Origin of the sequence: Rhodococcus sp. Eu-32, from assembly GCF_003336925.1 — a bacterium.
Lineage (GTDB): Bacteria > Actinomycetota > Actinomycetes > Mycobacteriales > Mycobacteriaceae > Rhodococcoides > Rhodococcoides kyotonensis_B.
The window spans coordinates 11,922-23,814 of the sequence record NZ_QGNK01000033.1; the positions used below are offsets into that span (position 1 = coordinate 11,922).

Genomic DNA, 11,893 nt, shown 5'->3' on the forward strand with positions numbered 1-11,893 from the left:
CAACGTGTGTTCTTCTGCTCATTAAGCTAACATTCAGGTGTGATCTACACAACACCCGACTTGTCCGAGTTGTCGGTCCCACGGTCGATGCAGGTCAGCGTGCTGAGCGGTCCGCAGGAGATCCGTCTCGAAGAGAGACCGGTGCCCACGCCGGCCGCCGACGAGGTTCTCGTCCGCGTGACCGCCGTCGGAGTGTGCGGTTCCGATGCGCACTACTACCGCGAGGGACGCATCGGTGACCACGTCGTGAACGGGCCTCTCGTCCTCGGACACGAGGCTGCGGGCGTCGTCGTCGCCGTCGGATCTGCAGTCGCGGACACCCGCATCGGCCAGCGAGTGTCGATCGAGCCGCAACGTCCCGATCCGACGAGCTCCCAATCACGCGCGGGCCGCTACAACCTGTGTCCGTCCATGGAGTTCTTCGCGACGCCTCCCATCGACGGCGCTCTCGCCGAGTACATACTGATTCAGTCCGTGTTCGCGCACGAGGTACCGGACGAAATCTCCGACGAGGCCGCTGCGCTCTTCGAGCCACTGTCGGTCGGCATCGCGTCGGCGCAGAAGGCGCGCATCACCGCCGGATCGAGCGTTCTGATCGCGGGTGCAGGCCCCGTCGGACTCGTCACCGCTCAGGTCGCACGCGCGTTCGGCGCAACGGAGATCATCGTCAGCGACATCGACGAGAGCCGGCGCGTCCACGCATCGACGTTCGGCGCGACGCGTGTGCTCGACCCGGCCGTCGACGACATCCGAGGCCTCGAGGTCGACGCGTTCATCGACGCGTCCGGTGCGCCGCGGGCCGTCGTCGACGGCGTCCATGCCGTTCGTCCCGCCGGTACCGTGGTGCTCGTCGGCATGGGCGGGAACGACTACGCTCTGCCGATCTCGCTGATCCAGAATCGAGAACTGGTTCTGACAGGCGTGTTTCGGTACGCGAACACGTGGCCTGTCGCTCGTCGACTCGTCCTCGCCGGGAAGGTCGACCTGGACTCGATGGTCACCGCTCGTTTCGATCTCGCGCACGTCGAGGACGCACTGAACGCCGACAAACTTGTCGGGAGCATCAAAGCCGTAGTGGTTCCCGGGCTTTCGAAGGAGAAGGACGCATGAAGCTGAACAAGCACACGTTGGGTGACTTCATCGAGGACGTCGCGATACCCACCTACGATCGATCCGACGTGCAGGTCGGCATCGTGCACTTCGGCGTCGGCGGCTTCCATCGTGCGCACCAGGCGATGTACGTCGACCGTCTGATGCAGCAGGGCGAAGGTTCGGACTGGGGCATCTGCGGTGTCGGCGTTCTTCCCGGTGACCGGAAGATGAAGGACGTCATGGAGGCGCAGGACTGCCTGTACACGTTGGCGCTCAAGCACGCCGACGGAACGTGGGACACCCGGATCATCGGCTCGATCGTCGAGTACCTCTTCGCTCCCGACGATGCGGAGGCCGTCGTCGAGAAGATGGCTGCGGAGACGACGAAGATCGTCTCGCTCACCATCACCGAGGGTGGCTACAACTTTTCGGCGACGACGGGCGAGTTCGACGAGGAGAACCCGGCCATCAAGGCGGATCTCGCCGACGGGGCCGTTCCGTCGACCACGTTCGGTCTCGTCGTCGAGGCTCTTGCGCGACGCAAGGATCGGGGCCTGAAGCCCTTCACGATCATGTCGTGCGACAACATCGAGGGCAACGGTCACATCGCGCAGTCGACGTTCACGACGTTCGCCCGGCTGAAGGACCCGGCGCTCGCGGACTGGATCTCGGCCGAGGGTGCGTTCCCCAACTCGATGGTCGACCGCATCACGCCGGTCACCACTCCCGAAGTCGTGGAGGGACTTTCGGAGCGCTACGCCATCGACGACAAGTGGCCCGTCGCCGGCGAGCCGTTCACGCAGTGGGTGCTCGAGGACAAGTTCACCGACGGACGACCGCCGCTGGAGGACGTCGGCGTCCAGGTCGTCGACGATGTCACGCCGTACGAATTGATAAAGTTGCGCTTGCTCAATGCAAGCCATCAGGCGCTCGCGTACTTCGGTTACCTCAGCGGGTACCGACTGGTGCACGAGGTGGCTCAGGATTCGCTGTTCTCCGAGTTCCTGTTGTCCTACATGGACAACGAGGCGACGCCGACGCTCCAGCCGGTCCCCGGCATCGACCTCGACGAGTACAAGAAGACATTGATCGAGCGGTTCTCGAACCCGGAGATTCGCGACACCGTCGCACGGCTGTGCGCCGAGTCGTCCGATCGAATTCCCAAGTGGCTGTTGCCCGTCATTCGCAAGAATCTCGAGACCGGCGGCGACATCGTCCGGTCGACCGCGGTCGTCGCGAGCTGGGCGCGGTACGCCGAGGGCGTCGACGAGCTCGGTCAGCCCATCGAGATCGTCGACCAGCTGAAGGACTCGCTGATCCCGATCGCCCAGTCGCAGCGGGAGAACCCGACGGCGTTCATCGCGAACAGGGCGGTGTTCGGCGACCTCGTGGACGACGACCGATTCGTCGAGGAGTACACGCGGCAACTCGCGTCGCTGCACGAGAACGGTGCTCGCGCAACGCTGGAGGCGCTTCGCCGCCCGTGAGTGCGAATACATAGCCCTCTATACATTCCCACTCACGGGTGGTTACCGCCGCCCGTGAGTGGCGTCAGCCGCGGAACTCTGCAGTCCCGACGGTCCACGCCTTGGCCTGCTCGCTCAGCGTGAAGCCCAGACCCGGCCTCTCCGAGAGATGCATTCTGCCGTCACGGGTTTCGAGGTGCTCCTCGAACAGCGGATCCAGCCAGTCGAAGTGCTCGACCCACGTCTGCAGCGGGTACACGGCCGCGAGGTGCAGATGAATTTCCATCGCGAAGTGCGGCGCGAGTTGCAGGTTGTGATGCTCGGCCAGGCCGGCCAGTTTCAGGAACTGCGTGATGCCGCCGATGCGCGGGGCGTCGGGCTGGATGATGTCGACGGAACCTGCCTCGATGAGGCGGACGTGCTCGCCGACGCTGGCGAGCATCTCACCGGTGGCGATGGACGTGTCGAAGTTCCGCGCGAGCTGCGCATGGCCCTCGGCGTCGTACGCGTCGAGGGGCTCCTCGATCCAGACCAGGTCGAACTGTTCGAGGATGCGGCACATACGGTTTGCCGTCGGGCGGTCCCACTGCTGGTTGGCGTCGACCATCAGCGGGACGTCGTCGCCGAGATGCTCGCGCACCGCCGTGACACGCGCGATGTCCGTACGCCAATCGGGCTGCCCGACCTTCAGTTTGATGCCACCGATACCCGCCGCCAACGACGCGGTGGCGTTGTCGAGCACCTCTTCGATCGGCGTGTGCAGAAACCCGCCGGACGTGTTGTAGGTCTGCACCGAGTCGCGCGTCGCACCGATGAGCTTCGCGAGCGGCAACTGTGCACGCTTGGCCTTCAGATCCCACAACGCGATGTCGATCGCCGCAATCGCTTGCGTCGCAACGCCACTACGGCCGACGGACGCACCCGCCCACTGCAGCTTGGTCCAGATCTTGCCGATGTCGCTGGGATCCTCACCGATCAGAACGGGAGCGATCTCCTGCGCGTGCGCGAATTGGGCTGGGCCGCCTGCCCTCTTGGAATAACTGAAACCGATACCCTCGTGTCCCTGTTCGGTAGTGATCTCGGCGAACAGGAACGCGACCTCGGTCATGGGCTTCTGACGGCCGGTGAGCACCTTGGCGTCGCTGATCGCGTTCTCGAGCGGCAGCGTGATGGACGACAGCTTCACGTGGGCGATGCGGTCAATCGTCGCATCTCCCGCCGCGAGGGCCTTGATCGCGGCATCGGGAGCGGTGAGTCCGCTCGTCGGCTTCGTCGTGAAAGATGTGGACACTGCGGCGATCTCCCTCGAACGGCGGTCGTGGTCTGCCTCTCACGCTATGACCCAGATCGATTCCGGTCCAACACTATTTGTGCATGCATTCATTCAATACCTGCACTGCATCTCCCGCTGGTGAAGCCTGGTGATGTTCGCGGCGATGTCCGCCACCCGCCCGACGAAGGTGTGATGGGTGACGCCGGACGAGTGCGGGGTCATCAAGATGTTCGGCAGCTCTTCGAACGGCAGTGCGCTCGGCTTTCCGACGCCGTCGGGCCCTGGGTACCGGTACCAGACGTCGATGGCAGCAGCCGCGATCACCCTGTCCGACAACGCGTCGAACAGCGCCTGCTCCTGCACCAGCGGGCCGCGCCCGACGTTCACCAGTACGCCGTCGGCCCCCAGGGACGCCAACTCGGAAGCCCCGATCATGCCGCGCGTGTCGTCGGTCAAGGGTGCGGACACGACGACGACGTCGGACCACTGCATCAACTTCACGAGATCACTTGTGTCCGAATGCCATTCCAACGACGCGCCGGTGTCTCGTCCGCTTCCGGTGACCGCGGCACCGACGCAGCCGTAGGCCTCGAACAGCCTCCACGTCCGTTGACCGATGTGCCCGAATCCGACGAATCCGATTCGGGCTCCGCTCAACGACATCGGCTGCGGAATCGACGGATCGTAGACCGATGTTCGGAAACGCCCGTCGCGCAATGCACGATCCTGCACCAGGAAGTCACGACGCATCATGACGGTCGCGGCGACGATGTACTCGGCGATCGACTGCTCGTGGTGAAAGGTGTTGCAGACGAGAACATCCGGACCGAGACCGGAACGGTCGACATTGTCGGTGCCCGCGCCGGCAACATGAATCATGCGAAGGCGCGGTGCCGCAGCGCCCATCGCCGCACTGAACCGACCGCCCACGTACACGTCCGCGTCACCGAGCACCTCGATGGCGGCGGCCTCGTCGAACGGGACGACCCAGACGACCTCGACGTCGTCCGGGAGCCCCGTCGACAACTGCTCCGTGTGCGGCAGAACGTTTCGATCTCCGACGACGATCTTCATCGGTCCACCGTCACCGAACGAGGGCGGGCCGCTTGCTGTCGAATGCCCACCCGTCGATCAGGTACTGCATGCCGATCGAGTCGTCGCGAGCGCCGAGGCCTTCGCGCTGATACAGCTCGTGTGCCGCGTCGACTCTGTCCCAATTGAGTTCGACGCCGAGGCCCGGCTTGTCGGGCACCGTCAGGTAGCCGCCCTCGATGCGGTACGGATCCTTGGTGACGCGCTGTCCGTCCTGCCAGATCCAGTGCGTGTCGATGGCCGTGATGTCGCCGGGCGCGGCAGCGGCCACATGCGTGAACATCGCGAGTGACACGTCGAAGTGGTTGTTGGAGTGCGACCCCCACGTCAGTCCCCATGCGTCGCACAGTTGCGCGACGCGCACCGAACCGTTCATCGTCCAGAAGTGCGGGTCGGCGAGCGGGATGTCGACGGCACCCGATCGGATGGTGTGGCCCATCTCGCGCCAATCGGTGGCGATCATGTTGGTCGCGGTCGGGAGGCCGGTCGCGCGCTTGAACTCGGCCATGACTTCGCGGCCGGAGAAGCCGCCTTCGGGCCCGACGGGATCCTCGGCATACGCGAGTACGTCGCGCAGTCCGCGGCAGGTCTCGATCGCTTCCTTCAGTAGCCAGCCCCCGTTGGGGTCCAACGTGATTCGTGCGTCGGGGAATCGCCGCGCGAGTGCGGTGACGGCTGCGGCTTCCTCGGCGGCGGGCAGTACGCCGCCCTTGAGCTTGAAGTCCTGGAAGCCGTACCGCTCCTGTGCCGCTTCGGCCAGCCGCACGACGGCGTCGGGAGTCAGCGCTTCCTCGTGCCGGATGCGTTCCCAGTCGTCGGCGCCTGCGCCCTCGTCCGCGGCGGTGCGGTACGCGAGGTCGGTCTTGGCGGCGTCGCCCACGAAGAACAGGTAGCCGAGCGCCTGCACCTTCTCACGCTGCTGGCCCTCGCCGAGCAGGGCGGCGACACTGACGCCCAGGTGCTGGCCGAGCAGGTCCAACAAGGCCGATTCGACGGCGGTCTCCGCGTGCACGGCGATACGTAGATCGAATGTCTGCGCTCCACGACCACCGGAATCTCGGTCCGAGAACGCCGTGCGCATCGATCGGAGCACCGCGTTGTACGTGCCGATCGACGCACCCTCGACGAGGGATCGCGCGTCTTCGAGGCACCGCCTGATCGGCTCGCCACCGGGCACTTCCCCGACGCCGACGCGGCCGTCGGAATCGGTGAGAATCACCAGGTTTCGCGTGAAGTACGGCGCGTGCGCGCCACTGAGGTTGAGCAGCATGTCGTCGTGTCCTGCGATCGGCACGACGCGCATCTCGGCGACGACGGGAGTGGTGGTACGTGCGTTCATGATCGAACCTTCTCGGTAGCGTTCGGAACAGTATCCTTGCTGGACTTCTTGATGAACAGCACCGACAGTGCTGCGAGCGCCGAGCACGCCGCCAGGGCGTACAGACCCCAGGTCACGGACCCGGTGGCGTCCTGGATGAGGCCGAAGCTGAACGGTGCGACGAATCCACCGAGGTTGCCGACGGAGTTGATGACGGCGATGGCCGCGGCCAGCACCATCGGATGCAGTGTCGACTGCGGGATCGACCAGAACAACGGGCTTGCGCTCTTGAAGCCCATCGCGGCGATGCACAGGAAGATCAGTGCGATCCACGGCGTCGCGACGGCGGCGAGCAGCGTACCGACGGCCGCAGTGAGCAGCGCGACGATCAGCAGCGGGCGACGGTTGCCGGTCCGGTCACCGATCTTGGACATGTAGTACATCGCGAACACTGCGCAGATCCACGGCAGGGACGACAGCAGTCCGACGGTGATGTCGTTCGTTCCGTCGATGCGCCTGATGATCGACGGGAGCCAGAACGTGTTGGCGTAGATCGACAGCTGGATCGCGAAGTAGATCCAGATGAAGAGCATGAGTTTCGGGTCGAGCAGCATCTTCCAGCGTGAACGACCGTCTCCCATACCGGAGGTCTCGGACTTCGCGGCCTCCTCGGCGGCGATCGTCGCGTTCAGGTCGCGCTTTTCCTCGTCGGTCAGCCAGGTGGCGTCCTTGACGTGGGAATCGATGAGGAAGTACGCGATGATTCCGACGACGACGGACAGCAGACCTTCGATGCCGAACAGGTACTGCCAACCGCGATGGCCGAACAGGCCGTCGAGCGACAGAAGCGGGCCGGACAACGGGCCCGAGATCGCCGCGGCGATCGACGAGCCGGCCACGAACAACGCCGTCGCACGTCCGCGGTGGGTGTTCGGCAGCCACTTCGCGAAGTAGAAGATGATCGCCGGGAAGAAGCCCGCTTCGGCAGCTCCGAGGAGGAATCGGAGGATGTAGAACATCGTCGGGCCGTTGACGAAGGCCATCAGGAACGAGATGGTTCCCCAGCTGACCATGATGCGCGTCAACCAGATCTTGGCGCCGAACTTCTCCATCATCACGTTGCTGGGCAGTTCGAAGAGCGCATAGGCGATGAAGAAGACGCCTGCACCGAATCCGTATGCGGCAGCGCTGATTCCGACGTCGGCCTCGAGATGCTCGCGTGCGTAGCCGATGTTGGACCTGTTGAGCTGGTTGCAGATCAACATGATGATGAACAGCGGAACCACGCGGCGGAAGATCTTCGCCACTGCGGAGTCCACGGCAGGAGTCGGCGGAAGAGTGATCGACAACGGCCACTCCTTTCTGTAGATCGGGTCCGGCCGGTGTTCGCGCACAGACCTGTAGGACCACGTGTGATGCGGGCGCAGCACCGTGTGACCGGTGACTCGGCTCACATGACCTTAAGCACCGCCGACGATTCATGTCCAAGACCGACTAGGCATGAACTGATTCACGATCTGCATCGATGTGACCCGAGCCGCGGGACGTGGATCGATACCGACCGAGCATCGACAGCACCATCTTTTGACTTGGACACGTATCAATCACAGGCATAACGTCGTCATCTACGAGGTAGGTCACGCGCCACGGCCCGACCGATCAGTTGCCTCACACACGCTTGGCGATCTACACAGCTCGGCCATGTACACGAAAGGGAGTCCGCATGACAGCATCGCTCACGCAGTCCACCGAATTGGTCGGCGCGTCGATCATCGCCGGCGAGTCCGTGCAGGGCACCGGCACCGCAGTCCACGGGATCGACCCGAGCACCGGCGAGAATCTCGAACCCTCCTACAAGCACGGTGACCTCGGCCAGGTCGAGCAGGCGACGTCCGCGGCAGCAGCAGCGTTCGACGCCTACCGCTCCACGTCGTCGCAGTCGCGTGCACAGTTCCTCGACACCATCGCCGACAACATTGCCGCGCTGGGCGAGACGCTGATCGACCGCGCGGTCGCCGAGTCCGGACTGCCCAAAGCCCGTATCACCGGTGAAGTCGCACGGACGACGGGCCAGCTTCGGCTCTTCGCATCGGTCCTGCGTGAGGGCAGCTGGAACGGTGCGCGCATCGACCCGGCCATCCCGGACCGCACCCCGCTCCCCCGCGCCGACATTCGTCAGCGGAAGGTTCCGCTCGGCCCCGTCGTCGTCTTCGGTGCCAGCAACTTCCCCCTCGCGTTCTCGGTCGCGGGCGGCGACACGGCGTCGGCTCTCGCTGCCGGATGCCCCGTCATCGTCAAGGCTCACGACGCCCACCCCGGAACTTCCGAGCTCGTGGGTCGTGCCGTCTCCGATGCCGTCGCGTCGACCGGAATGCCCGCAGGCACCTTCTCACTGCTGTACGGATCGGGCCGCACCCTGGGGACTGCGCTCGTGACCGATCCGCGCGTCAAGGCCGTCGGATTCACCGGATCACGCTCGGGTGGAACGGCTCTCGTGGCTGCCGCCGCAGGCCGTCGTGAACCGATTCCGGTGTACGCCGAGATGAGCTCCATCAATCCTGTCTTCGTTCTGAGTGCCGCGCTCGACTCCCGCGGCGCCGACCTGGGACGCGCGTTCGTCGGGTCTCTCACGATGGGGTCGGGCCAGTTCTGCACGAACCCCGGACTCGTCATCGCCGTCGACGGTCCCGGTCTGGACACTTTCGTCGAGGCCGCTCGGGCAGCCGTGTCCGAGGCCGCCCCGACCACGATGCTGACCCCCAACATCGCTGCCTCGTACGCGAGCGGCGTCGAAGAACTCGGGAAGTCCGCGACGGAGCTGGCTCGCGGCACCGAGACCGACGCGCCGAACGCCTGCCGCGCAGCGCTCTTCACCACCGACGCAGACACGTTCGTCACGTCCGAAATCGAGCAGCAGGAAGTCTTCGGCGCCTCCAGCTTGATCGTGCGCTGCCGCGACGCCCAGCAGGTTCGTGACGTGGCCGCCCGCCTCGAGGGTCAGCTCACCGCCACGATCCACAGCGACGACGCGGATCACGCGGAGGCAGGCAAGCTCCTGTCGACTCTCGAGCTGAAGGCCGGCCGAATCCTGTTCGACGGCTGGCCCACCGGCGTCGAGGTCGGTCACGCGATGGTTCACGGCGGTCCTTTCCCCGCTACCTCCGATTCGCGCACCACGTCGGTCGGTTCTCTCGCCATCGAACGCTTCCTGCGTCCGGTTGCTTACCAGGACGTCCCGAAGTCGTTGCTTCCCAGTGCAATTGCCGACGGCAACCCCGACGGGATCTGGCGACGCGTCGACGGCACCCTCACCCAAGACTGATCCCCCTCCACACACGACTGCCCATACGACTGCCCACGATCACAGGAGACAAGACCATGCTCGACGGAGTCCTCTTCTTCCCCGTCACCCCGTTCACCGCAGCCGGCGAGGTCGATTACGACCTGCTGGCGGCCCACGTCGCCAAGGGCGTCGACGCCGGCCCCGGTGGCGTGTTCATCGCGTGCGGTACCGGAGAATTCCATGCGCTCGGACTCGAAGAGTTCGGCAAGATCGTGCGCACCGCGGTCGACGTCGTCGCCGGCCGCGTTCCGGTCTACGCCGGCGCGGGCGGATCCGTCGTGCAGGCCCAGGCGTTCGCGCGCAGCGCGAAGGAGAACGGTGCGGACGGCATCCTTCTCCTTCCGCCGTACCTCGTGACGATGCCTCAGGCCGGTCTCGTCGGCTACACCAAGGCTGTTGCGGACACGACCGATCTGCCGCTCATCGTGTACAACCGCAGCAACGCACGCTTCACCGAATCGTCGGCGGTCGCGGTGGCACAGCTGCCGACGGTCGTCGGATTCAAGGACGGCACAGGCGATCTCGATCAGGTCGGCCGCATCGTCCGCGCGGTGCTCGACGCGCTGGAACCGTCGGGCAAGCAGTTCCAGTTCTTCAACGGCCTGCCGACGGCAGAGGTCTCGCAGCAGGCGTACCGCGCGATCGGTGTCACGCTGTACTCCTCGGCCACGTTCGCGTTCGCGCCGGAGCTGGCACTCGCCTTCTACCGCTCGCTCGAAAGCGGCAACGAGAAGCTGACTGCGACGCTGCTGCGCGAGTTCTTCCACCCTCTCGTCCGTCTGCGCGACCAGGTTCCCGGCTATGCGGTCTCGCTCATCAAGGCGGGCGTCACGATGGAAGGCATCGAGGCCGGCCCGGTCCGTCCGCCGCTCGTCGACATCAGCAGTGCACACCTGAGCGAACTCACCGAGATCGTCGCGAACGGCCGCGCGGTTCTCGGACACGAGCTCGCGGTGCACTGATGGCCGCGCCGATCAGGATCACGGGCGCGCGCATCACGCCCGTCGCCTTCGCTGATCCGCCGCTGCTCAACACCGTCGGTGTCCATCAGCCGTACGCCCTGCGTGCGATCATCCAGTTGGACACGGACGCAGGCATCGTCGGTCTCGGCGAGACGTACGCGGACACCGCGCACGTCGCGCGGATGGAGGCGGCAGCCGAGGCAATCACCGGCCTGGACGTGTTCGCGCTCAACGAAATTCGATCTGCCGTCGATACCCAGCTTGCGTCGTCGACCGTCACCGGCGGCGACGGCGTCGCCGGGATGATCACGACCGCGAGCACGACGGATCGCGTCTTCTCGCCGTTCGAGGTCGCCTGCCTCGACGTGCAGGGCAAGACTCTCGGGCGTCCGGTGTCGGATCTGTTGGGCGGCAGGGTCAGAGACGCGGTTCCGTTCAGCGCCTATCTGTTCTACAAGTGGGCGGCACATCCCGGTGCCGAGCCCGACGAGTGGGGTGAGGCGCTCGATCCCGATGGGCTGGTTCGGCAGGCCCGAAAGATGATCGGCGAGTATGGTTTCGGAGCGATCAAGGTGAAGGGTGGAGTGTTTCCGCCCGACGAGGAGATCGCGGGAATCAAAGCATTGCGGGAAGCCTTCCCGGAACTGCCGCTGCGGCTCGATCCGAATGCCTCCTGGACGGTCGACACGTCCATCAGGGTGGCCGGCGAACTCGACGGCATCGTCGAATACCTGGAAGACCCGACGCCCGGGCTCGACGGCATGGCCGAGGTGGCACGAGAGGCGAAAATGCCTCTCGCCACCAACATGTGTGTCGTCGCATTCGATCAGCTCAAGCCTGCTGTACTGCGAGATTCGGTGCAGGTCGTACTGTCCGACCATCACTACTGGGGCGGTCTGCAGCGTTCTCGTCTGCTTGCGGGCGTGTGCGACAACTTCGACATGGGCTTGTCGATGCACTCCAACAGCCACCTGGGGATCAGCCTCGCCGCGATGGTGCATCTGGCGGCGGCGACGCCGAATCTGACGTACGCATGCGACACGCACTGGCCGTGGAAGACCGAGGACGTCGTCAAGCCCGGGGTTCTCGGGATCGTCGACGGCGCCGTCGCCGTTCCCACCGGGCCGGGACTCGGCATCGAGATCGACGACGACGCGCTCGCCGCGTTGCATCGGCAGTATCTCGACTGCGGTCTGCGGGACCGCGACGACACCGGGTACATGAAGAGCATCGACCCGAGTTTCGAGAACACCAGCCCCCGCTGGTAACTGATCGGCGATGGCCGCTCGTAGGTTAAGTTGATACCCGACCTGACCACGAGCGGCTTTCTTCGAAATCAGGAGTGAA

The 11,893-nt window shown here is 65.2% G+C and carries 9 protein-coding genes; 5 read left to right on the forward strand and 4 right to left on the reverse strand.

The features are described 5' to 3' along the window. Nucleotides 1-87 precede the first annotated feature (87 nt). Nucleotides 88-1,110, forward strand: coding sequence for an NAD(P)-dependent alcohol dehydrogenase (locus tag DK926_RS25140; RefSeq protein ID WP_114332689.1), 1,023 nt, complete (start codon nt 88-90; stop codon nt 1,108-1,110). Next, nucleotides 1,107-2,579, forward strand: a complete 1,473-nt coding sequence (locus tag DK926_RS25145) for a mannitol dehydrogenase family protein (protein ID WP_114332665.1) — start codon at nt 1,107-1,109, stop codon at nt 2,577-2,579. Before DK926_RS25140 ends, DK926_RS25145 begins: the two co-directional genes overlap by 4 nt. A gap of 64 nt (nt 2,580-2,643) precedes the next feature. Here DK926_RS25145 and DK926_RS25150 read toward each other — a convergent pair whose 3' ends face one another. From DK926_RS25150 to DK926_RS25165, 4 genes are all read right to left on the reverse strand, one after another. Continuing rightward, nucleotides 2,644-3,792 carry a mandelate racemase/muconate lactonizing enzyme family protein gene (locus DK926_RS25150; RefSeq protein ID WP_243637019.1) on the reverse strand — a complete coding sequence of 383 codons (1,149 nt, stop codon included), beginning with the start codon at nt 3,790-3,792 and terminating at the stop codon, nt 2,644-2,646. Nucleotides 3,793-3,942: 150 nt separating this feature from the next. Beyond that, on the reverse strand, nt 3,943-4,905 hold the full coding sequence (locus DK926_RS25155; RefSeq protein WP_114332667.1) for a 2-hydroxyacid dehydrogenase: 963 nt from the start codon (nt 4,903-4,905) through the stop codon (nt 3,943-3,945). Between the two features lie 10 nt (nt 4,906-4,915). Further along, nucleotides 4,916-6,262, reverse strand: a complete 1,347-nt coding sequence (locus DK926_RS25160; RefSeq protein WP_114332668.1) for an enolase C-terminal domain-like protein — start codon at nt 6,260-6,262, stop codon at nt 4,916-4,918. After that, nucleotides 6,259-7,590: an MFS transporter gene (locus DK926_RS25165; RefSeq protein WP_068427617.1), complete on the reverse strand. Its 1,332-nt coding sequence runs from the start codon at nt 7,588-7,590 to the stop codon at nt 6,259-6,261. The genes DK926_RS25160 and DK926_RS25165 overlap by 4 nt, the downstream gene beginning before the upstream one ends. Before the next feature lie 374 nt (nt 7,591-7,964). On the opposite strand from DK926_RS25165, the gene DK926_RS25170 reads away from it, so the two are divergent. From DK926_RS25170 to DK926_RS25180, 3 genes are read left to right on the forward strand one after another with little or no spacing between them, the layout of a single operon-like run. Continuing rightward, nucleotides 7,965-9,563 (forward strand): aldehyde dehydrogenase (NADP(+)), encoded by a 1,599-nt coding sequence (locus tag DK926_RS25170; protein WP_114332669.1) that lies wholly within the window; start codon nt 7,965-7,967, stop codon nt 9,561-9,563. A 56-nt stretch (nt 9,564-9,619) separates the two neighbouring features. Next, a complete protein-coding gene (locus DK926_RS25175) occupies nt 9,620-10,546 on the forward strand; it encodes a 5-dehydro-4-deoxyglucarate dehydratase (RefSeq protein ID WP_068427531.1) in 927 nt (308 codons plus the stop codon). Then, a complete protein-coding gene (locus DK926_RS25180; protein WP_114332690.1) occupies nt 10,543-11,814 on the forward strand; it encodes a glucarate dehydratase family protein in 1,272 nt (423 codons plus the stop codon). Before DK926_RS25175 ends, DK926_RS25180 begins: the two co-directional genes overlap by 4 nt. Nucleotides 11,815-11,893: the final 79 nt, after the last annotated feature.